19 protein-coding genes and 3 tRNA genes are annotated in these 22553 nt (G+C 26.9%); 3 read left to right on the top strand and 19 right to left on the bottom strand.

The features are described 5' to 3' along the window. Positions 1 to 801 carry an ABC transporter permease subunit gene (locus PWP28_RS00795; RefSeq protein WP_308644057.1) on the top strand — a complete coding sequence of 267 codons (801 nt, stop codon included), beginning with the start codon at positions 1 to 3 and terminating at the stop codon, positions 799 to 801. A 32-nt stretch (positions 802 to 833) separates the two neighbouring features. On the opposite strand, the gene PWP28_RS00790 is transcribed toward PWP28_RS00795, so the two are convergent. After that, positions 834 to 2498, bottom strand: coding sequence for a methyl-accepting chemotaxis protein (locus tag PWP28_RS00790; RefSeq protein ID WP_308644056.1), 1665 nt, complete (start codon positions 2496 to 2498; stop codon positions 834 to 836). 231 nt (positions 2499 to 2729) lie between these two features. On the opposite strand from PWP28_RS00790, the gene PWP28_RS00785 reads away from it, so the two are divergent. Next, entirely contained in the window at positions 2730 to 3605 is an 876-nt protein-coding gene (locus tag PWP28_RS00785) for a DegV family protein (protein ID WP_308644055.1), read from the top strand. 23 nt (positions 3606 to 3628) lie between these two features. On the opposite strand, the gene PWP28_RS00780 is transcribed toward PWP28_RS00785, so the two are convergent. The 18 genes from PWP28_RS00780 to PWP28_RS00695 all read right to left on the bottom strand — a co-directional run bounded on the left by PWP28_RS00780 (position 3629) and on the right by PWP28_RS00695 (position 20561). Then, a complete protein-coding gene (locus tag PWP28_RS00780) occupies positions 3629 to 4966 on the bottom strand; it encodes a HAMP domain-containing sensor histidine kinase (protein ID WP_305081810.1) in 1338 nt (445 codons plus the stop codon). Beyond that, positions 4963 to 5631, bottom strand: coding sequence for a response regulator transcription factor (locus PWP28_RS00775; RefSeq protein WP_109604231.1), 669 nt, complete (start codon positions 5629 to 5631; stop codon positions 4963 to 4965). The genes PWP28_RS00780 and PWP28_RS00775 overlap by 4 nt, the downstream gene beginning before the upstream one ends. Before the next feature lie 65 nt (positions 5632 to 5696). Continuing rightward, a complete protein-coding gene (locus PWP28_RS00770; protein ID WP_308644054.1) occupies positions 5697 to 6239 on the bottom strand; it encodes a hypothetical protein in 543 nt (180 codons plus the stop codon). Between the two features lie 132 nt (positions 6240 to 6371). Then, positions 6372 to 6446, bottom strand: a tRNA-Gly gene (locus PWP28_RS00765). A 6-nt stretch (positions 6447 to 6452) separates the two neighbouring features. Further along, positions 6453 to 6537 (bottom strand) — tRNA-Leu (locus PWP28_RS00760). An 18-nt stretch (positions 6538 to 6555) separates the two neighbouring features. Then, positions 6556 to 6631 (bottom strand) — tRNA-Lys (locus PWP28_RS00755). 149 nt (positions 6632 to 6780) lie between these two features. Further along, a complete protein-coding gene (locus PWP28_RS00750; RefSeq protein WP_109604229.1) occupies positions 6781 to 8031 on the bottom strand; it encodes a hypothetical protein in 1251 nt (416 codons plus the stop codon). Positions 8032 to 8039: 8 nt separating this feature from the next. Then, on the bottom strand, positions 8040 to 9464 hold the full coding sequence (locus PWP28_RS00745) for an Rne/Rng family ribonuclease (protein WP_305081812.1): 1425 nt from the start codon (positions 9462 to 9464) through the stop codon (positions 8040 to 8042). A 94-nt stretch (positions 9465 to 9558) separates the two neighbouring features. Then, complete coding sequence (locus PWP28_RS00740; RefSeq protein ID WP_308644053.1) at positions 9559 to 11154, bottom strand: HD-GYP domain-containing protein; 1596 nt, start codon at positions 11152 to 11154, stop codon at positions 9559 to 9561. 68 nt (positions 11155 to 11222) lie between these two features. Continuing rightward, positions 11223 to 11804, bottom strand: a complete 582-nt coding sequence (gene pth, locus PWP28_RS00735; RefSeq protein WP_109604227.1) for an aminoacyl-tRNA hydrolase — start codon at positions 11802 to 11804, stop codon at positions 11223 to 11225. Beyond that, positions 11804 to 12436, bottom strand: a complete 633-nt coding sequence (locus tag PWP28_RS00730) for a 50S ribosomal protein L25 (protein WP_109604226.1) — start codon at positions 12434 to 12436, stop codon at positions 11804 to 11806. The genes pth and PWP28_RS00730 overlap by 1 nt, the downstream gene beginning before the upstream one ends. Before the next feature lie 19 nt (positions 12437 to 12455). After that, positions 12456 to 13409 carry a ribose-phosphate pyrophosphokinase gene (locus tag PWP28_RS00725; protein WP_109604225.1) on the bottom strand — a complete coding sequence of 318 codons (954 nt, stop codon included), beginning with the start codon at positions 13407 to 13409 and terminating at the stop codon, positions 12456 to 12458. 5 nt (positions 13410 to 13414) lie between these two features. Beyond that, positions 13415 to 14758 (bottom strand): bifunctional UDP-N-acetylglucosamine diphosphorylase/glucosamine-1-phosphate N-acetyltransferase GlmU, encoded by a 1344-nt coding sequence (glmU, locus tag PWP28_RS00720; protein ID WP_109604224.1) that lies wholly within the window; start codon positions 14756 to 14758, stop codon positions 13415 to 13417. A 72-nt stretch (positions 14759 to 14830) separates the two neighbouring features. Then, positions 14831 to 15388, bottom strand: a complete 558-nt coding sequence (ruvA, locus tag PWP28_RS00715; protein WP_109604223.1) for a Holliday junction branch migration protein RuvA — start codon at positions 15386 to 15388, stop codon at positions 14831 to 14833. A gap of 12 nt (positions 15389 to 15400) precedes the next feature. Then, positions 15401 to 16708, bottom strand: coding sequence for a folylpolyglutamate synthase/dihydrofolate synthase family protein (locus PWP28_RS00710; RefSeq protein ID WP_109604222.1), 1308 nt, complete (start codon positions 16706 to 16708; stop codon positions 15401 to 15403). Positions 16709 to 16711: 3 nt separating this feature from the next. Continuing rightward, positions 16712 to 19333 carry a valine--tRNA ligase gene (locus PWP28_RS00705; protein WP_308644052.1) on the bottom strand — a complete coding sequence of 874 codons (2622 nt, stop codon included), beginning with the start codon at positions 19331 to 19333 and terminating at the stop codon, positions 16712 to 16714. A 34-nt stretch (positions 19334 to 19367) separates the two neighbouring features. Continuing rightward, on the bottom strand, positions 19368 to 19817 hold the full coding sequence (locus tag PWP28_RS00700; RefSeq protein ID WP_109604220.1) for a threonine/serine exporter family protein: 450 nt from the start codon (positions 19815 to 19817) through the stop codon (positions 19368 to 19370). A gap of 3 nt (positions 19818 to 19820) precedes the next feature. Continuing rightward, positions 19821 to 20561, bottom strand: coding sequence for a threonine/serine exporter ThrE family protein (locus tag PWP28_RS00695; RefSeq protein ID WP_158274776.1), 741 nt, complete (start codon positions 20559 to 20561; stop codon positions 19821 to 19823). Between the two features lie 28 nt (positions 20562 to 20589). On the opposite strand from PWP28_RS00695, the gene PWP28_RS00690 reads away from it, so the two are divergent. Beyond that, complete coding sequence (locus tag PWP28_RS00690) at positions 20590 to 22521, top strand: HAMP domain-containing sensor histidine kinase (protein ID WP_158274775.1); 1932 nt, start codon at positions 20590 to 20592, stop codon at positions 22519 to 22521. Positions 22522 to 22553: the final 32 nt, after the last annotated feature.

Here is a 22553-nt window from a genome sequence, read left to right as displayed (position 1 = left end):
ATGTTTTTGATAAAAAAAGAACTAAAATATAATTTCAAGAATTTCTTTATTTGGACAATGATATTTATTCTTTTTGGTTTTATGTATATACCAATAACAAATAAATTACTAGAAAATATGGGACCTTTAATGGATTTTGTGGATAAATTCCCAAAATTTTTACTACAAACATTTAATTTTAATAAAGAAATGTTTTCTAAAGCTGAAGGTATTTTTGGTTCTGAAGGAATGACTTTTACTTATTTTCTCGGAGCTTTTTTTGCAACCTTTTTATCTTCGAATTTATATGTAAAAGAATTCGATTCTAAAACAATAGAATTTTTAATTACAAAACCCGTTTCAAGAAAATTTATTTTTATACAAAAATTCCTTTCTGGGATTTTCTATATAATAATCCTAAATTTAATTTTTACAGTAAATACATTATTATTATTCAATATTTTTATAAAAACAGAATATTCTGTAAAAATACTTCTTGGTTTTGGACTTTATTCACTTACAGTTCAATTGTTTTTTTATTCTTTATCAACACTCATAGGTATAATATCTCAAAAATCTTCAGTAAATACAGCTGTATCAACGATAATATTAATATTTATGTATTTCGGAAATACTCTTGGAGAGAGCTTTGAATCTATAAATTTTATAAGTTATATGAGTATATTCAAATATATTCCTTTAATAGAAACCGTTGAAAATAATAAAATATTTTTTTCAAATAGTATAATAATAATTTTTCTATCTTTTATAATAACTTTTATTTCATACAATGTTTTCAAAAGATCAGATTTCAAAATATAATAGCTTATCTAAAGATAAGCTATTATATTTTATTATATCTTATATTGATTAACAAAGTTCATCAAAGATTCAGCCATAAGTTTTAATTTTTCAGAATTATCTGTTAGATTACTTACATTGTTGGCTTGAGAAACAATCGCATTTGTTGTATTTTCTATCTCAGAACATATATTTTCAACAGAAACAGATATCTCATTCATGGTTGAACTTATTTCTTCCGTAGAAGCTGATTGTTCTTCACTTGAAACGGTTAAATTTTCTACCATATCAGTTATAGATTTAACTCTTTCATCTATATTGTTGAACTTATCTTCTATAACTCTGGCATTTTTATCTATATCCGAAATGAGATCTTTTGTTTTAGTAGAGGAATTCTTTACTTCTTTGGTACCTATTTGAACTTTATCTAAAATAACCGCTATCTCTTCAGTAGCTTTTTTACTCTCTTCAGCAAGTTTTCTTATTTCATCTGCAACTACAGCAAATCCTTTTCCTGCTTCTCCTGCACGCGCAGCTTCGATTGCAGCATTTAAAGCTAAAAGATTTGTTTGTTCTGTTATTGAATTTATACTTATGAGAATAGAATTAACATCATTAACATATTCTCCCAATTGATTAGAAGTCTTTTCGTTTATTAAAGATTGTTCAACAGTTTTTTCAATTGTATTCATAGTTAGACTTATACTATTCTTTCCCTCTAAAGCATTATCAGATGTTTCTTGAGAAATTTCTAAAAGTCTTTGAGCAGACTTTGAAATACTTTCAGAATTATGTGCTATTTCCTCAACTCCAGAATTTATTTGATTAACAGAGTTCGATGTTTGCATACTGCTTTCATTTATATTACTCAATGTAGTACTTATTTGTATTATAGATGCATTTGATTCTTGTGAAATACCAAGTAAAGAGGTTGAAGCATTATTAATTTCATTAGAATTTTCTTTTATTTCTTCTATAGAATTTCTTAAATTATCTGTCATCGCCTTTAAAGCACCAGCCATTTTACCAATTTCATCTTTAGTTTTCTGTTTGAATTTTATTGAAAGGTCCCCATCACCAAATAAAACAATTTGTTCTGATAAATATAGAAGAGGTAAAGTTATATTGTTTCTAGCATAAAAATAAAATATAACACTACTTATTATTACTAAAATCAAAATTATTATCAATGCCATGTTTCTATCAAATTTCATTATTTTATCAGAATCATCATTTCTTGCTCCAACAAAAAATATTCCTATAGCTCTATTATTTTTATCTCTAAGTAATTTATAAGTTCCTCTATAACTAATTTCATTAATTTTAATATTTACATCATAATTTCCATTTTTCAAAACCTCTTGATATATATCATCTTCGAGAAATTGATTTTCTACATTCTCTATACTGGTTAAAATTCTTTTATTTTCTGCAAAAAAAGAATAATAAAATTTATCGCTCTTTAAACTGTTTATAAATTCCTGATTTTTATTTATCTTTACATCACCTTTATAAATAACATCATTTTTAATAACCCAATCCCCTGGATATTTACTTTCTATAACATTCTCACTCATTTCCAATATTCCCTCAATGAGATCATCTTTTACTGTATTTGAAGAATATTGTAAAGAATACAGCAATAATCCAGTAAATATTATTCCCATAAATACCATGATTGTAATAAATAATAATAAAAGTTTTTGACCAATTTGCATAAAATTCCCTCCAAGTATCCCACTAAAAATAAAATTTATATCACAAAAATATTATATCATAATAATTAAGACTAAGTAAGCCTAAATTAAATTAATGTTTATTTTAATTATCATTATTATAAAATTAACTTTTTAATTCAAAAATAAACTTTAGTATATAAATTGAACATTTTTATTCAGAAATAAAATGTTATAATAGAGTAAAAAGATATTTTAAAGGGGGAGGTTTTTATGAAAAATAGTATAGGTCAAATATGTGATTCTGCAAGTAATCTTCCTGATAATCTAGTGAAAGAGTTTGGGATATTGAAAATACCGTTTTATATAACTTTTGATGATGTTAATTTTTATAGACATAACATTGATATATCTGATGAAGAATTCTTTAAAAGAATGGAAAAAAATCCTAAGAAAATACCAAAAACAGCTGCTCCAAATACAAATGATTGGTATGAAAGATATGAAAAATCTTATAAAAATGGCAATAAAGATATCATAGTAACAACAATATCTCCACAACTTTCTGGAAGTTTTCAAAATGCCAATATAGCAAAAAAACAATTTTTAGAAAAATATAAAGATTCAAATATAGAAGTAATAAATTCTAAAAGCTGTACTTGTGGTCAGGCTGCACTGGAAATATCAATAGCAAAAATGATAAAAAATAATTTCAAGTATGAAACAGTAGTAAAAAAAGCAAAAGAAACACTCAACACCATGAACACCTTATTTTCTGTTAAAACCCTTAAATATATGAAAGAAGGTGGACGAATAGGCGGCGCTACTGCATTTTTAGGAAAAATAATAAATATAAAACCAATAGCAGAATTTGTCGAAGGAGAAGTAAAAGCGGTAAAGGCAGTTAGAGGTAGAAAAAACAGTTTAAATACGATGACAAAAATTGCTCTATCAAGAATTAAAGAGCCTAAGAACCTTATAATATGTACAAGAGAAGCTTTATGTAAAAATGATGAAAATTACATAATAGAACTTTTGAAAGAATCTTTTGATGATATAAAAATATACTCTGGCACTCTTGGAGCTGTTATAGGAGCCCACTCTGGTCCTGGATCAATAGGAATAGGTTTTGTAGAATGTGCAATATAAAATGAGCAGTTCATATGAACTGCTCATTTTTTTATTTTTATATCGTATTTCACACCATTATATGAATTATATATACTTATCGTTCCACCATAAAGTTTAACTATTCTATATACAAGGGACAGACCGAGTCCAAACTTACCTTTATTTCCCTTATAAAAAGCATCAAAAAGAAAAGTCTCATTTTCTTCTTTTATTTTTTCTCCATCATTTTCTACAATAATAAATATATTATCTTTATCTTCATCTATAAGTGTTTTAATGAAAGTTTTTGTATATCTTATTTGATTTTCATATATATTTTCAAATAAAACTATTATTTGCTCTTCATTAGTTAAAAAATTTATATCTTTAGCTTCAAAAATCCATTTTATATTTTCATTCATATTTTCAAATCTTTTAGAAACTTCAAAAGCTATTTTTGAAATATTATAAATACTTTTTTCTTTTTGGTTTTTACTTATAAAATCAAGTTTAGAATAATAGATAAGATCTCTAACTCTTTTTTCCATAATATCCATTTCTTCATCTATAACATTAAGAGTGTTTTGAAGATTTCCTTTTGGAAATATACCATCTCTTATAGACTGTGTATAACTTCTTATTACCATTAAAGGTGTTTTTAATTCATGCGAAATATACTGTAAAGACTTTTGTTGAGAATCATCATTTTCTATCAATCTTTTTCTCAAAAGTTCTATAGAATTTGCTAAATCTCCTATTTCATCATTTCTTTTAACTTTTACTTCTTCTTCCCACTGTCTTTTAGAGATTTTTGAAACTGTCTTTTCAAGTTTTAAAATAGGTACAGTTAAATATCTTGATAAAATATAAGAAATAAAAAAAACTATAATAGAAGATATCAAAGCCCCTATTAAAAGTCTTCTAAAAAGGGAAAATTCAAGTTCTTTTTTATATGTATCAGGAGTAAAAGATATGAGATAACCTTCTTTTATTCTTGAAATTTTATAATAAATTTTATTGTTTTCATTGTTCAAATACCCAAAGTTCGAATAATTATCTTTTTGAATCTTATCCCAAATTTTATAAAAAAATTTATTATATTCCAAATTTCTATTACCCATCATTTTATAAGATTTTATATTACCATAATTATCTATTATAACATGTTGAACATTTCTTATGTTTTGAAAGCCTCTGATTTGATTTCCCATCATCATATCATGCATATTTATATCATTGTTTATAACATAATTTTGAGCATCCTCAAGAGCTTTATAAACTTCTTCAGTAAAAAAATTCCTTATAGAATTTATATTCATAAAAGCCATAAGAATATATATTAATATTATTATTAATGTAAAACTTATCCAAATTTTTAAACCTAGTCTATTTTTTATCATGATTTAGATACTCTATATCCATATCCATATATTGATTCTATATTCAAATTAATAACTTTTTTTCTGAGCCGTCTTATTAAATCATCAACTACTCTATCTGAGCCAAAATAATCTTTTCCCCATATCTCATCTAATAATTTTTCACGTGAAAAAGCATTTCCAGCATTTTTAGATAAATAATAAACCATATCAAATTCTTTAGAAGTTAATTCTATTTCTACTCCGGAATCTATTATAATTCTTTTTAATGGATCTATTTTTATATTTCCAAGATCTATAATTTTATCTACTAAGCTATGTCCATAAACTCTATTTAAAAGATTTTTTGCTCTTATAATAAGTTCTCTCGGCATAAAAGGTTTTGAAAGATAATCATCAGATCCCATATCAAGGCCAACAACTCTATCTATCTGAGTGTCTCTCGCTGATATAAAAATAACAGGAGTAGTATTATCAAAATTTTTTATTTTTTTTATAAACTCAAATCCATCAGTATCCGGTAACATTATATCGAGTATCCACAAATCTGGTTTATCTTCTATATATTTTTCAGCATCAAATCCTTTTAAAAAACTTTTAACTTCCCAACCTTCTTTTTCAAGATAACTTTTTAGTATAGTATTTAAATTTTCTTCATCTTCAAGAAGATAAATTTTATAGTTCATACTATCACCTCAAAAAGCTCAGAATTTTAAATTCTGAGCATTGATTAATTTACTTCTATTATATATTATTTATTCTCATTTAAAAAATCTTGCATATCTTTTATTCTTTCTTTTTGTTCATTAATCATTTCATTCAAAATATTTTTTATTTGTTCATCATCATCATTATCTAAAGCAATATTTAAATCTTCCATATGTTGATATCCTCTATAATTATCATTATAATCTCTAAATCTTAAACCTCTCATCTCTTCCATCAATGAAATCTTTTGTTCTTTTAAATCTTTGTATTCATCTAATCTTTCTGGTAAATATTTCTCTACGAGTAAATCACTATAAGAGTTATTCTTCATATGCGAATAATTATTAAAATTTCTATCATCACTTCTATATCCCATATTATTTCTCATATCATACCTTCTATCATCATTCATCATATTTCTGCCATATGAATTATCATAATAATCATGACATGATCTACTTCCATAACTAAATGTTTTATCAAAATCACCATAATTCCTTGAATCGCCTTTATATCCCATATAACCTGCAAATGCAAATAAACTTATTAATCCAATAACAGCACCAACTAATAAAATCTTCTTCATAAAATCCGCCTCCTTTTATTTTCATTTATATTATAAAAAAAAAGATTGGCAGAAAAATGTTCTAATTATGTGAAATTATGTGAAATAAAAAATAAAATAAAAAAACGAAAGCAATTATGCTTTCGTTTATTTTGGAGCGGAAAACGGGATTTGAACCCGCGACCCCTTGCTTGGCAAGCAAGTGCTCTACCGCTGAGCTATTTCCGCATGCTTTGGTGCGAAAGGTGGGACTTGAACCCACACGGATCACTCCACTGGATTCTAAGTCCAGCGCGTCTGCCAATTCCGCCACTCTCGCCCTTTAGATATAAAAAAATGGTGACCCGCCTGGGACTCGAACCCAGGGCCCTTTGATTAAAAGTCAAATGCTCTACCATCTGAGCTAGCGGGTCACTGCATAGTGGTTAACTTCATTACTTGAAGCTTGTTTCTTTTGTTTCGCTCGTTTCATTCGCTAACCGATATTTATTATAACCTAAGAATTAAAATCTGTCAAGTTACAAGTTGTAACGAGTACCTTAATTATTTTTTCTTTTTCGTTTCATTTCTCATATCCAGGCAATCTATAATTAGAGTCAGTCTTTAAAATCAGCGGATAAACAGTGTTTCCAGCACTTTGATATCCAACAGCTATTATAGAATGATCTTCTGCAATATCAAAAGAATATATTCTATCTTCATTTTCTGTGCCAAATATTTTTTGTTCTATAAGATTTCCATTTAAATTCATTATTTTTATAAATCCATCATAGTCTGGCCATTTTTCAACTGAAAATCCAGCCGTATAAATTCTTTCTCCTATTTTCTTCATCTCTAATATTCTTGATAAATTTTGAACGGCTTTCGTCTCAAAAAATTCTGGTTTTACCTGACCATCTCTTTCTATATCAGAAACAGTTTTTAACAAAAATGGTTTCCATGTACTTTGATTTTCTGGAACTATGTATCCAGATACATATAATTTGTTATTCTCGTCTATAATAGCAGATGTGGTAAATTCATCATAAATAGAGTTCCCATATTCACCATCGAACTTTAAAACACCTTCTCGGCTATATTTTAATATCAATATATCATTTTGTTTTTTAGGATTAGAATTTGTAACTCCAACAGCAACAATATAATTAGGATTTACATATATATCTTTTATTTCTTCGGCATCTTCTCTACCATATTCCGAATCCCAAATTTTATTACCTATAGAATTCAACTCTGCAATATAAGCTTGTCTATTATCATCTTTTTTAGAATATCCTCCAACGATAAATCCATCAAGTGTGGAATTCACTACATAAAATCTACCATCTTTTTGAAATATATTAGACCAAGTCTTTCCTCCATTTGAATCTATACTCAAAATATAAGGTTTTTGACCTTTTTCACCTACAAATATATAACTTCCATTTTTATAAGCAAAATCATAAAATCTAACATATCCACTTTCTATTAAAAACTTTTTTTGAATATTTCCTTCAATATCAAATTCATATAACAAATTATTATTATCTCCATACCCCAATACAGCATATTTCTCATTGTTTATATTTTTTACTTTATTAAAAACAATTCCTTTGTCCTGAATTGTTTTAAAATAATAACTATTAGAAACATTTTTTATTATATCTGGGTTTTGTATATAGTCGACAAAATTTTGTCTTTCATAAGCCGTTTTAGAGGTTATATTTTCATGAGATCTATAATTCTTAGAATTAAAAACATTAAAAACACTTATAAATAGCATAATTGCTATAAAAACTAAAATAATAATAATAATACCTTTAATAAATTTCATCTTATCACCTATTTTTTATATCTTATATTGTATGTATTTGGATCTGTCCAATTAAATTCAAATTTAATCTTTGTACCAGTCTTTTCTTCAAGTTTTGCTTTTATTTCTGGAGTGACATATCCAGACAAATTATGATGAATACTGACTAAAACTTGTTTTATATCATGTTCTGATAGTTCTTTTAAAGAATCTTCAACTTCTTGAATCATCCTATTATAAACTACAGATGGTGCTGAAACTCTTCCTGTACCATGACAAACTGGACAAGGAGTATATATTAAAGAATCTATTGAAGGACTTGTTCTTTTCCTTGTCAACTCAAGTAGTCCAAGTTCTGTAAATCCAACTATAGTAACTCTAGCCTTATCTTTTCTTAATTCATAGGATATTAATTCTATTATAGCTTGTTTATGTTTTTCATTGTACATATCTATAAAATCAACTATTATGATACCTGCTATATTTCTTAACCTCAATTGTCTCATTATTTCTCGAGCTGCTTCCATATTTGTAGAAAAAGAAGTTTCTTCGATATTTTCACCTTTTATATTTCCCGCTGAATCTATGTCTATAACAGTCATAGCTTCAGTTTTATCTATTGTTATGGTTCCACCACTTTTTAAATCTATTTTTCTGGCAAATATATCATTTATTTGTAAATATATATCATAATAATTAAATGAATCTTTTGTTTTTAATTCCAATACTGGAGAAAAATCTATTTTATCTATTTTTCTCCTTATTTTAATATATAATTCTTTAGAATCCATAACTATTCTTGAAACAGCTGAATCTAATCTTTCTCTGAGAACATAATCAACAAAATCTTCTTCAGAATAAAGAAGTCCCGGTTTATTTGAATCTTTATAATCTAATAAAATCTTATGCATTATTCTTCTTAACTTAAGTACCTCTTCGTTTATGGTTTCCCTATCAATTCCTTGACAATTAGTTCTAAAAATCAAACCTTCAGTTTCATACATTATATCTTCAGCTATCTCTCTTATTCTATCCCTCTCACTTTGTTCTGTTATTTTTCTCGATATACCAATACTTCCCTCACCATAAGGCATATAAACAGTGTAATTACCTGGTATATTTATTTGCATGGAAAGTTGAGGACCTTTTCTTGAATTACCATCCTTTCTAACTTGTACTATAACATTGTCACCACGTTTGTATTCATTGGGTAATCCTACAAGATCTTTAAATCTTAAAAAACCATTTTTTTTCATGCCTATATTTACAAAAAAAGCTTCAAGGCCTGTAACTTCATTTTCTATTCTTCCTATAAATATTTTCCCAGAATTTTTATCCGCTTCTATATCTTCAAAGAAGATCTCAGAAAGTATATTATTTTCTAACAAAGCGACCCTTATCTCTTCTCCTGTATCATTAAAAACCATTACTTTATCTCTTTTATAATCATCCATAATATCACCTATTGCCTTATTTAAAATAATCATCTTATATAATTATTCTATCATACTCAAGATACTTTTAAAAATAGAATTAAAAAAGAAGACATTAAATGTCTTCTTTATATGATTCATATATTTCATTAAATTTTTCATGATTTTCTTTAAAAATTTTCATTATTTTAGGATCAAAATCATCTGGCGATGTTTTCCAATCTCCATTTACAATTATATCATAAGCTTTTTCATGCGAAAAAGAAGGTTTATAACTTCTTGGAGATCTTAAAGAATCATAAACATCTGCCAAAGATATAATTCTTGCTTCTAAAGGTATTTCTTCTCCAGATTTATTAAAAGGATAACCTTTGCCATTATACTTTTCATGATGGTACAAAGCTATATTTTTTGCAAATTCAAACTCTTCATCATCACCAAGAATTTCAGCTGCATAAAGAGTATGTTTCTTCATTTCTTCAAACTCTTCTTTTGTCAATCTTCCTTCTTTATTCAAAATTTTTTTATCTATCATGAGTTTCCCTATATCATGTAAAGGGGCAAAATAATGAATTTTATCGGTAAAAGAAGTATTCATATTCAATTGTTGACTTATAAAAACAGAGTATTCTGCAACTCTTTCAATATGTTTACCAGTTATATCATCATATTTTTCAGCTATTTTAGACAATTTTTTAGAAAAATTAATATACGTATCTTCAAGTTTATTATATGTCTTTTCAAGTTCTCTATAAAGACTTTCAAGTTCATCATTTGAAGATGTTATCTCTTCATAAGATGCACTTAAATTTTCAAGTAATTCTATAAATTCTTTTAAGGTTATTTCCTCTACTTCTTTTAATTCTTTCAATCCTTCGAATTTAAATTCTTTATTCTTAATATTATCAAGAATACCATCGAATTTCACTTCAGGTATTATTGAAATACTTTGATTATCAAAAGTTCTTAATTCTTTTAAAAGAAGTTCTATACTACTTATTATTTGAGAAAACTCTGTCTCAAAATCCCCAAGAAGTTTCAAAGATCTATATTTAGTTCTTATATTCCAAAATAATAATCCAAAAGATAATATTGTATAAAAAATAATTATATATGACTCTAAAGAAATATCTATAGATGTTACAAAAAACAAATTATTTATTTTTTTTATTTCATTAAAATAAAATTTAAATTTCTGAAAATTTAAGTTATTTCTCCCAATTTTAACTTCATGATCCATATTATTTCCAATAATAATATCATTATTTTCATTCAAAATGTAAAAAAAATGACTATTTTCAAAAATAAGATTATCCTTGTTCAATTCTGCTACAACTGTTTTATCAGTATAATTGAAATACAAAAATAATTTATCTTCATGTAAAAATAAAGAATCTTCTTTATTCAGAGTTTCAAAAATACTTCTATTAAAAACAAAATTTTTATTTTCTTCTCCATCATTTAAAATATAAATATCATTAAAAATATCTGGAAGTTGTCCAATATCATTTTTAAATAAATAATCAAAATTACTTTTATAAACATCAATAACATAATCAAATGAATTAATATTATTTTTAGAAATATTTCTAACCTTGCTACCAGTAAAAAATATCAATATAAACCATAACAATATTATAGTAACAACAAGAAAGATATTCTGTAATGTCATATTTCTTGCTGTTTTATTAAAAATATTTTTAAATCTCATAATTTTAACTCCCGCTTAATTGTTAATCTTATATGTAATAATTATAACATAAATTCAACAATAAAATATCAAGCGTCCAAAAAATTTTTACCATTAAATTTATTCATAACATTTTGAACATCTTCATTTAAAAGCTCTTCCAGGGCTTCACAAGCGGGATCTATTATTTTATAAATATTTTCTAATTCATTTTTAGAAAATTCAGAAAGTACATAATCTGCTAAATCCATATATGGTGGTTTTTTATTGACACCAATTCTTATTCTTGCAAAATCATCTGAATTTAAAGCCCCTATTATAGATTTAACGCCATTATGACCTCCAGCAGATCCTTTTGGCCTTATTCTCATTTTTCCTAAATCGAGTTCTACATCGTCATATACAACAATAATATTTTGTGCTTCTATTTCTCCATATTTTTTTTTGAGTTCAAAAAGTGATTGACCAGATAAATTCATATATGTAATTGGTTTAACAATTACATATTCATTAGTTTCAAATCCTTCAAAAGTCTTTGCTGATATTTTTTTATAATCTATATACCTTTTATTAAGTTCCACGAATCTGTCAACTGTTAAAAAGCCCACGTTATGTCTTGTAAAAACATAACGTGGACCCGGATTACCTAATCCAATGATTATTTTTTTCATTATTCCTCTGTTTTTTCTTCGATTACTTCTGGTTCAGCTGATTCTTCACCAGTTTCTTCGTCTTCAACAGAAACAACTTTTTTATTGATTGTTACAAGAACTTCATCTTCATCAAGAAGAACTTTTGCATTTTCAGGTATTAATTCAGCAATATCAGCAACTGTTATATGTTGATTTATTTCTAAATTTGAAACATCTATTCTTATTTCTTCAATAACATCCTTTGGAAGAATTTCAACAGGTATTTCGAATAATACAACTTCCATAACTCCATTATCTCTTGTTACACCAATTGGATCTCCTTCAACTTCAAATGGAATATTTAATGTCATCTTACGTCCTTCAGCTGGAATATAAAAATCAGCATGAATAGGCTTATCTGAAACTTTATGTCTTTGAATTGTTTTTAAAAATACTGTTATTTTTTCATTTCCAAAATCCAAATCAATTAATGAAGCTTCTGTTATTTTTTCTAACATTCTTGACATTTCTTTTTCAGCAATAGCTATATGTTTATTTTCCTTCAAAGCAGGACCATAAACTTCAGCAGGTACAAATCCTTCTGCTCTCAATACATTTGCTTTTTTCTTTAAATCTCTTTCGACTACTTCAAGATTATATTTTCTCGCCATCGTCTTTACCTCCTAAGTTTTATCTAAATAAAATACTAACTGACAAATTTTTTCTTATCCTTACAACAGCTTCACCAAAAAGTGGTGCAACTGATAATACTTTAAACTTTTCTGGCAGTTCATTATGATATACTGTATCTGTAACAACAATTTTATCAAGACGTGAATTTTGCATTTTTTCTTTTGCATCATCTGAAAAAACGCCATGAGTTGCACATGCGGTTATACTTTTTGCACCACTTTCATATAATGCATTAGCTGCACCAACTATAGATCCACCTGTATCTATTAAATCATCAAAAATAATACATTTTTTACCTTCTACATTACCTATAACATTAACTATTTCAGCAACATTATCTTTAGGTCTTCTTTTATCGAGTATTGCAAGAGGTGCAGAAATTTTTTCAGCAAATTTTCTTGCTCTTTTAACTCCGCCAACATCAGGTGATACAACCACATACTCTTCTGGATTTATTTTTGCTTCATCCAAAAAATAATTTGCAAAAACTGGGAAACTCCATAAATTATCAAGAGGTATATCAAAAAAACCCTGAATTTGTTCGGCATGAAGATCTATCGTAGCAACTCTATCAGCACCAGCTGTTGTTAATAAATTTGCAACTAATTTTGCCGTTATCGGATCTCTACCTCTTGCTTTTCTGTCCTGCCTTGCATATCCATAATAAGGAATTATAACAGAAATAGAAGCCGCTGATGCTCTCTTTAGTGCATCAATCATTATAAGAAGTTCCATAAGATTATCATTTACAGGATTAGATAAAGACTGAATTATATAAACTTCATAACCCCTAACAGTTTCATTTATCTTTACATTTATTTCTCCATCTGCAAACTTCTTAACTTCACAATCTCCTAATCTGGTACCCATGTATTCAACTATTTTATTAGCAAGAGCCAGGTTAGAATTACCAGTAAAAACTTTCATCTCAGAACGCCCAACTAAAGACATATTTCTTACTCTCCCTTCTCTCTTTCTTTTTCAAGCTTTCCCACTTTATTTATTTGTCTGGCCCTTCCAAATGCCAAAGTAGAATCAGGAATATCTTCTGTAATAACTGATCCTGCAGCTATTATAGAATTCTCTCCAACATTTACAGGTGCCACTAAAGATGTATTACTTCCAACAAATGAATTTTTACCTATATTTGTTTTGAATTTATTTTTTCCATCATAATTACAGGTTATTGTTCCCGCACCTATATTTACATTTTCTCCTATACACGCATCACCAAGATATGATAAATGTTGGGCTTTCGAGTTTTTACTCACTTTAGTCTTTTTAGTTTCTACAAAATTTCCTATTTTTACATTATCTTCTATAATAGATTTCTCTCTTATCCTACTATAAGGACCAACAGATACATTATTAAAAATTTCAGCCTTCTCACATTCAGATCTCAAAACTTTAACATTATCTCCTATTTTACAACAATTAATCCTTGTCATAGGTCCTATACAACAATCTTCTCCTATTGTTGTATCTCCAAAAATATATGTTTGTGGCATTATGACTGTATCAAAACCTATTTTGACTTCTTTATCTATATATGTACTTTCTGGGTCTAAGATAGTAACTCCATTTAGCATTAAATTATTTAAAATTTCTTTTCTTGCAATATAAGAAAGTTCTGATAATTGAACTCTATTATTAACTCCCGAAACTTCATATTTATTGTCTGTCTTAAAAATACCCACTTTTTTAAAATATAAAAAAGCATCAGTTAGATAATATTCCCCCTGCGAATTATTAGAATTTATCTGCTTTAATGCTTTTCTTAGACTTGTTATATTATAAATAGCTATACCACTATTTATTTCTTTTATTTTTAATTGTTTTTCATCGGCATCTCTGTGTTCAACTATTTTTTCAAATTCATCTTTGTTTCTCACAACTCTTCCATATCCATAAGGATTTTCAAGATCTACTGTCAATAAAGTTGCATCATTTTTTTCTTTTCTATGCTTAGATATCAAATTTTTTAATGTTTTTAAAGATATCAAAGGCACATCTCCATAAAGGATCAATAATTCTTCTCCAGTTAAAAATTCTTCAGCAGACATAACAGCATGGCCTGTACCCAAAGTTTGTTTCTGCTCAAAAATTTCAACATCATCATTTAAAATAGTTCTTACTTTATCAATTCCATGCCCCAAAACTACCGCAATATCATTAGTTAATTCTTTAGATGTATCAATAACCCAGTTTAACATAGGTTTACCCATTATTTCATGCATAACTTTTGGCTTTTTAGATTTCATCCTTGTACCCATGCCAGCAGCTAAAATTAATACTTTCATTGTACACCTCCATGTTAACATTTATATCTTTAAATAAAGTTACTGATTAGTACCGAATTGTTAATTCATAACTCACATTTTAGACAATAAAATTTTTATTATTTCTTCAGTACTTTTATCTTCTAAATTTAAAGCTTTAATGTTTTTAATAATAATCGCCCTATCAAAACCAAGAGCTTCAAGAGCATCAACAGAATCTGAAATACTGTTATCGGCTTTTTCAAGTTTTCCGATATCAAATTTATTTTTTAATTCAGAAATAAGCCTTTCCGCTGTTTTTTTCCCTATGCCAGGAAGTTTAGATAGACCTTTAACATCTTCTGAAGAAATCATTATTGCAACATTTTCTGCATCATTAGTTTTAGTTATTCTCGCAGCAGTTTTTGGTCCTATTTTTGAAACTGTTTTTAACGCTTTATAAACCGATATTTCTATTTCATCTTTAAACACATAAAAAGATGTATTCCATTCATTAATTTCAAGACTTGCATAAAAATTATAATCATCGCCCTCTTTTAAATCTTTCATTATTCTATAAGAAGGAAAGGCCTCAATTGTAAGAGGCCCTATTTCTATATCTATAAATTCATCTTCAATATTCAAAACTTTTCCTTTTATTTTTTTAATCATAAAAACCTTCCTTTATTGACAATTTAAAAAGCTTTTTATTTGTCCAACTAAATATAAAGAACCGGTAACAAAATAATAATCTGCTCTTTCATTTAGAAGCTTTTTAAAAGCCTCCGATGTATCTTCCACATAATCTATAGGATAAGATGAATATTTTTGCATTTCTTGCTGTATCCTTCGTGGATTTATAGATCTATTATTTTCTATAGATGTAACAATTATTTTATCAAAAGAACTCGGAATTTCTTTAACCATATCTTCAATATCTTTATCATCAAGTATTCCAACAAGAGCAACTTTATTCCCAAAAGGAGTATATAAATTTAATGTTTTTTTCAACATTTTTATTCCTTCAATATTATGAGCTCCTTCAAGAATTATTTTTTTACCATTATATTCGATTAATTCAAATCTACCATTCCATGAAAATTCTTTTAAACTTTCTCTAAGTTTTTCAAGATCTATTTTATAATTGTTTTTGAGAAAAAAAGATTCTATAGTAGCTAAAGCCACAGATACATTGTGTGGCTGATATGCACCATTTGCCTTAAAAACAAGATCTTTAAGTTCAAGTTTTAAACCATAATAATCTATCATATTCCAATCCATAGAATATCTTGGATTTTGATATTTAAAATTATTATTAATCTCAAAAACATATTCTGCATTGACAGTTTCAGCTTTTTTCTTTATAACTTCTTTTGGACTACCATTTATATCTCCTATTACAACATAATTCCCTTCTTTTATAATTCCAGCTTTTTCAAAAGCTATCTCTTCAAGGGTATCTCCAAGTATTTTAGTATGATCTTTTTGAATATTAGAAATAACAGAAACATCAGATTTGACAACATTTGTAGAATCTAATCTTCCACCAAGTCCAACCTCTATAACTGCCACATCTACCTCTTTATCTTTAAAATACTTCAAAGCCATAGCAGTAATTATCTCAAAGAATGATGGTGACATATCTTCATCAGAATGCTCTAAACTTTCTAATATAGGTGACATTTGATTGTATAACTCTAAAAGTTCATCATCTTCAATAAGTTTATTATCAACACTTATCCTCTCATTTATCTTTATGAGATGTGGAGATATAAAAGTTCCAACTTTAAACCCTTGAGATATAAGCATATCAGAAACAGCTTTAGTAATACTTCCTTTACCATTTGTTCCAGCTACATGAATAACCTTATAAGAAAATTGAGGATTATCCATTCTATCTATTAAAGCTTTCATTCTTTCTAAACCAAGTTTTATTTTTATATTACCTGCTTTTTTTTCATAAAGTAACTCCAAAAGTTCATTAAAATTCATATATTATAACTCCTCGTAAAGTTTCTTAACCTTACCAAGTTGATATTGACCTTCTTCTAATCTTCTTTTTGCATCTTCAACAACTTCTGGATCTGCCTTTTCTACAAAATTTTTATTTGAGAGTTTTTTATTCATTTTTTGAACTTCTAACTCAAGTTTGTCTATTTTTTTAGTTAATCTTTCTTTTTCGGCATCCACATCGATCAATTCGCCAAGTGGAACATATACCTCTACATTTTCATCTACAAAAGCAGTTCCAGATTTATCTGGTTTAATAGAAACTTTATTAATATTATCTATATTTGCAAGATTTTTTATAAGATTTTTATTCAAATCTATCCATGAAGAATCTTTTAACTCTTTATACATCATATCAGTCTTTTTACTTGAAGGGATATTCATTTCCGCTTTTACATTTCTAATACCTCTAACACTTTCCATTATTTTTATATATAGATTTTCATCATTTTCAAAAACTGTTTCTTCATCATATTCTGGCCAATGACTCGTTATTAAGAGTTCTTCTTTTTCAATTGGTAATGCTTGCCATAATTCTTCTGATACATAAGGCATAAATGGATGTAAAAGTCTCAATGCATTATCAAAAACATGCAAAATAACATTCTGAGCAATCTTTTTATCTTCACCCTCTGAAAATAATCTTGGTTTAACAGATTCTATATACCAATCACACAATTCACTCCATACAAAATCATATATAGCTTTTGCTCCATGATTAAAATTAAAAGTTTCAAGAGCCTTATCTACAATTTTTATTGTTCTATTCATCCTTGTGAGAATCCATTTATCTTCAACCTTTAATTGTTCAAATGCCATATTATCAAGTTTTTCAAAATCTTTAAGATTTAAAAGTGCAAATCTTGTAGCATTCCATATTTTATTTGCAAATTTAGAATATGGCTCAAAAGATTTGTTATCAAGTTTTATATCTCTTCCTTGAGCTGCAAGTATAGCAAGTGTAAACCTCAAAGGGTCTGCACCAAATTCTTTTATTATTTCAAGAGGATCTATACCATTACCTAAAGATTTAGACATTTTTCTTCCTTTTTTATCTCTAACCAAAGGCGTTATATAGACATTGGAAAAAGGCTTATTACCCATAAACTTTTCTCCCATCATTATCATTCTCGCAACCCAAAAAAATATAATATCAAAAGCCGTTATTAATGTTGTCGTTGGATAAAACCTTTCAACATCTTCTGTTTTATTTGGCCAACCAAGAGTTGAAAATGGCCATAAAGCTGATGAAAACCAGGTGTCTAAGACATCACTATCTTGAGTAAGATTTTTTGAACCACATTTTTGACATTTATCCGGAGCTTTCTCAGAAACATTTATCTCACCACAATCATCACAATACCATACAGGTATTCTATGACCCCACCAAAGTTGTCTCGAAATACACCAATCCCTTATTTCATTCATCCAATTCAAATAAACTTTTTTATATCTTTCTGGATAAAAGTTTATATCATTGTTTTCAACAGCCTTTATAGCTTCTTCAGCAAGCGGTTTAACCTTAACAAACCACTGATCCATCAAAAATGGCTCTACAGTTGTATTACATCTATAACAATGCCCTACTGCATGTTTATGATCTTGAATTTCAACAAGATATCCTTGTTCTTCCAAATCTTGTACAATTTTTTTTCTGGCTTCATATCTATCAAGTCCTTTATATATACCACCATTTTCATTTATTTTAGCATGTTCATCCATTATTTGAATTTGTTCAAGATCATGCCTTATACCAATTTGATAATCATTTGGATCATGAGCAGGTGTTATTTTAACAAATCCCGTTCCAAATTCAGGATCTACATAAGGATCAGCAATTATCTCTATTTCTCTTCCAATTAATGGCAAAATTACTTTTTTACCTATCTTATCTTTATTTCTTTCATCAGAAGGATGAACTGCCACTGCAACATCTCCAAGCATTGTTTCAGGTCTTGTTGTTGCAATAACTATAAAATCATCTTCATCTTTTATAGGATATTTAATATTCCACAAATGTCCATTTTCATCCTCATGTTCAACTTCATCATCTGCTAAAACAGTACCGCAACTTGGACACCAATTAACTATATATTTCCCTCTGTATATTAAGCCTTCATTGTAAAGTTGTACAAAAACTTTGTTCACAGCTTCATTGAGTCCTTCATCAAGTGTAAACCTTTCTCTTGACCAATCTACTGAAGCTCCAAGGCCCTTTATTTGCTCTCTTATATGATCTCTGTATTCATTGGCCCAATCCCATACTCTGCCAACAAAATCTTCCCTATCATACTCTTCTCTTCTTTTTCCTTCAGTGGCTCTCAAATGTTTCTCAACAACATGTTGAGTAGCTATTCCAGCATGATCTTCACCTGGTAACCATAAAGTATCATAACCTTTCATTCTATAATATCTCGTCAAAATATCTTGTAATGTAATATTTAAAGCATGTCCAACATGTAATTTGCCAGTTATATTTGGTGGAGGAATGACTATAGTAAACGACTCTTTTCCTTTATTATTTGGCTCAAAAGCTTTCTTATCCTGCCATATTTTATACCATTTATTTTCTAATTCATGCGGTGTATACCTTTTTCCTATATCCATCTACGAATCCTCCTCATACTATATAAAAATTATATTATTTTTTCTTATTAATAAATTTTTGAGATTTAAGTTTATTACTTATCAAATCTGCAACATTAAAAGAAGCTGCAATTCCTATCACTATACCAAAAGCAGCAACAAAAGTTTGATATGCATAACTTGAAGCTTCTTCAAGATTTCCCTGTATAAAATATTGAAATGTAAAAAAAGCAGTTGCACCCGGCACAAGTGGTATTATTCCAGCTGTAATAAATGGATGAACGTTAGTATCAAAAATTTTTGACATAACATAAGAAGTAAAACCAACACTCAAAGAGGCAAAAATTATTCCACTTTCAAAGCCATAAGCTTCTTTAAAGACCTCATAAAAAAACCAACCTATAGCTCCAGTTAAAGCCGCAAAAGGTATATGTTTTTTAGGTGTATTAAAGATAACTGCAAAAGACCCTGTAGCTAAAAAAGAAAAAAATACTCGAATCCACATAAATTACCTCCAGAATGCTGCGGAAATACCCGCTCCCATAACAAGAGCTCCAAGAACAAAAATGGCTTCTAACAACTTAGAACTTCCTGAAACCAAATTTCTGTCTCCAATCTCCATTATACCATTAGTTAATAACAAACCAGGAACAAAAACCATAACAGCTCCAGCTAAAGTTGGAAAAGGATTTATTGAATAATACAAAGATAATATTTTTATCAAAGTATGAAGTAAAAACCCTGCCATAAAATCCTTAAAAATTTTATTTTTAATCCTCATAGTTAAAAGATATACTATAGTACCCACAGTACCTGAAGCAATACCTTCAAAAAATCCTCCTTTAAAAACAAATGAAAATGAGAAAGATGCTATAAAAACTGCTATAATATTTATAGGCATAGACCTTATGATCTTATTCTGTTCATACTTAAGTATCAATATATCATCTCTAACAAAAGATATAGGAGGCGTCTCGGAAATCATTTTTTTAATAAGATTTTCCCATTGTTCAAGTTTATTAAAATCTATTGAGGTATTTTGAATTCTTTCTATTCTCGTTATAGATTTTCCTTTTTTATCAACAACGGTTAAATATATTACAGTCCCTATAGAAGCTATTTGTACTTCTAAATTATATGCAAGAGCCGCATCTGATATATATTTTTCTATTTCTGTTGCATTAGAACCATGATAATACAATTGTCTTGCTAATTCTAAAAAAACGTCAACAACTCTTTCTAAATGCATATAAATACCTCCATAAGGATGTGAAATGATGATAGAAAATTTTTCGAAAAAAATCATTAAAATAATAAACTATAATTTTATTATATACTCATTAATTTTAATAACAACTATTTTTCTTGTTACATATGGAATTATAAAGCAAAATGTTCAAAATAATCTGAATATTTTATTTAGAAATAAAGAAAATATTATTAATAATGTTTTCTTAACAATGTCTGATGAATTTAGAAACTATGTGACTGAAAAACCCAATTCAATTCAAACTCTTGATTTCATATATAACACAAAAACTGATAAATATCTATACAAAAACTTTTTGGAAAAAGAAGAAAAAATATCAAATATAAATTATTCACAATCAACAATAAAATTAGATAAAAAAGATTATCTAATATCTTATCAATACTTTCAAGGTGATAAATATATATATGGAATAAATATAAATCACTTTATAAATATTTTAAACAATGAAAATGAATTTGGAAAATACTATGTAATACTTAGAATCAAAAACGATATTTATTATCCTTCTGGAATAATTTTCAAAAAAAATATAGATAATATTTTATCTGAAAATATAAAAAGTATAAGACTAAACTATGAAAGATATGAAATAAAAAGTTCATCAAATAATTTTATATCTTATTATGTTTTAATAAATTCTAATATATTAGATCAATTCAAAGATTTTATAATATTTATAGCTATATTTTTTATAATATTATCTTTTATAATAATAAAAATGATCAGTGCATATCTCGATAATCAAATAAAAACACCCATTAACACTATAGTTGAAGGTATAAAATCTATAAGAATGAAAAATGAAAAAAGTATAAATTATGACGGAAATGATGAATTTAAAATGATAAGTAAAGAATTTAACTCCCTATACAAAAGTCTCGACACAACTATAAACGAGTTAAAAATATCAGAAACCAATGCAAAAAAATCTTCTGAATTTAAAAGCAATATATTAAAAATATTATCACATGAAATAAGAACTCCTTTACAATCAATAATAGGTTATTCTTCACAATTAAAAATAAACACTTCAGAAGAAAATAAAATGATGTTGGAAATGATAAAAAACAGTTCTTATGACCTTTTAAACAAGTTTGAAAGACTTCATGAAAGGGCAAAAATAGAATCTGAATCAGAAAATGATGGTCCAAAATTAAATATTGAAAAAATTGATATGATCAACTTTATAATGACAGTATCTTCTAAATTTGAATCATTATGTGAAAAAAAATCTTTAAAATTCATCTTAAAAGTAATGAATGATCCAGAAGAAATTTTGATAGATAAATACAAAATAAAAAGAATCTTAGAAGAGATTTTAGACAATGCAATAAAATTTACAGATGATGGTCAAATAGAAGTAATAATAGATAAAAATAAACAGGATACTATAATAACTATAAAAGATGATGGTCCAGGAATAAATATAGAAGATATGGATATACTATTCGAAGATTTTTTTCAAACAGATAATTATTTAAAAAGAAGAAGAGATGGACTTGGAATAGGTTTATCTATATCAAAACATTATATAAAAATGCATGGTGGATCTATAAAAGTAAAAACCCCTGAAAAAGGTACGGAGTTTATTATAATAATTCCTTCAAAAATAAACAAAGAAAAAATAGAAAATTTTAACTTTAAAAAGGATATAGAAAAATCATTCTCAAAATATGAAATATTACACTCTGAAAAAGCTACTAAAAAAGATTATAAAAAAATAATAAATGCTTTAGAAAGAAAAATTTCTATATTGAACAATGAAGAAATAGAAAATGAATCTATAGTATTATATGAAATAGAAAATTTAAGCAAAGAAATAGAGCTAAATGGTTTAAATTCACTAATAAATGAACTAATAAAAAATAATTATGCAAATAAAAAAGAGTTATATGAAACATTATATAACAATATAAGATTTCAAAACTACCTATAATATTAAAAAAAATTAATATTTTCGTTACCTAA

Source organism: Oceanotoga sp., from assembly GCF_030445905.1.
Taxonomy (GTDB): Bacteria; Thermotogota; Thermotogae; order Petrotogales; family Petrotogaceae; genus Oceanotoga; species Oceanotoga teriensis.
This window is presented reverse-complemented; position numbering and strand designations above follow the sequence as displayed.

Bases quoted from the DNA above. Each gene is read 5' to 3' on its own strand.
- PWP28_RS00795 (WP_308644057.1), top strand. From the start codon at position 1: ATGTTTTTGATAAAAAAAGAACTAAAATATAATTTCAAGAATTTCTTT.
- PWP28_RS00790 (WP_308644056.1), bottom strand. From the start codon at position 2,498: ATGCAAATTGGTCAAAAACTTTTATTATTATTTATTACAATCATGGTA.
- PWP28_RS00785 (WP_308644055.1), top strand. From the start codon at position 2,730: ATGAAAAATAGTATAGGTCAAATATGTGATTCTGCAAGTAATCTTCCT.
- PWP28_RS00780 (WP_305081810.1), bottom strand. From the start codon at position 4,966: ATGATAAAAAATAGACTAGGTTTAAAAATTTGGATAAGTTTTACATTA.
- PWP28_RS00775 (WP_109604231.1), bottom strand. From the start codon at position 5,631: ATGAACTATAAAATTTATCTTCTTGAAGATGAAGAAAATTTAAATACT.
- PWP28_RS00770 (WP_308644054.1), bottom strand. From the start codon at position 6,239: ATGAAGAAGATTTTATTAGTTGGTGCTGTTATTGGATTAATAAGTTTA.
- PWP28_RS00750 (WP_109604229.1), bottom strand. From the start codon at position 8,031: ATGAAATTTATTAAAGGTATTATTATTATTATTTTAGTTTTTATAGCA.
- PWP28_RS00745 (WP_305081812.1), bottom strand. From the start codon at position 9,464: ATGGATGATTATAAAAGAGATAAAGTAATGGTTTTTAATGATACAGGA.
- PWP28_RS00740 (WP_308644053.1), bottom strand. From the start codon at position 11,154: ATGAGATTTAAAAATATTTTTAATAAAACAGCAAGAAATATGACATTA.
- pth (WP_109604227.1), bottom strand. From the start codon at position 11,804: ATGAAAAAAATAATCATTGGATTAGGTAATCCGGGTCCACGTTATGTT.
- PWP28_RS00730 (WP_109604226.1), bottom strand. From the start codon at position 12,436: ATGGCGAGAAAATATAATCTTGAAGTAGTCGAAAGAGATTTAAAGAAA.
- PWP28_RS00725 (WP_109604225.1), bottom strand. From the start codon at position 13,409: ATGTCTTTAGTTGGGCGTTCTGAGATGAAAGTTTTTACTGGTAATTCT.
- glmU (WP_109604224.1), bottom strand. From the start codon at position 14,758: ATGAAAGTATTAATTTTAGCTGCTGGCATGGGTACAAGGATGAAATCT.
- ruvA (WP_109604223.1), bottom strand. From the start codon at position 15,388: ATGATTAAAAAAATAAAAGGAAAAGTTTTGAATATTGAAGATGAATTT.
- PWP28_RS00710 (WP_109604222.1), bottom strand. From the start codon at position 16,708: ATGAATTTTAATGAACTTTTGGAGTTACTTTATGAAAAAAAAGCAGGT.
- PWP28_RS00705 (WP_308644052.1), bottom strand. From the start codon at position 19,333: ATGGATATAGGAAAAAGGTATACACCGCATGAATTAGAAAATAAATGG.
- PWP28_RS00700 (WP_109604220.1), bottom strand. From the start codon at position 19,817: ATGTGGATTCGAGTATTTTTTTCTTTTTTAGCTACAGGGTCTTTTGCA.
- PWP28_RS00695 (WP_158274776.1), bottom strand. From the start codon at position 20,561: ATGCATTTAGAAAGAGTTGTTGACGTTTTTTTAGAATTAGCAAGACAA.
- PWP28_RS00690 (WP_158274775.1), top strand. From the start codon at position 20,590: ATGATAGAAAATTTTTCGAAAAAAATCATTAAAATAATAAACTATAAT.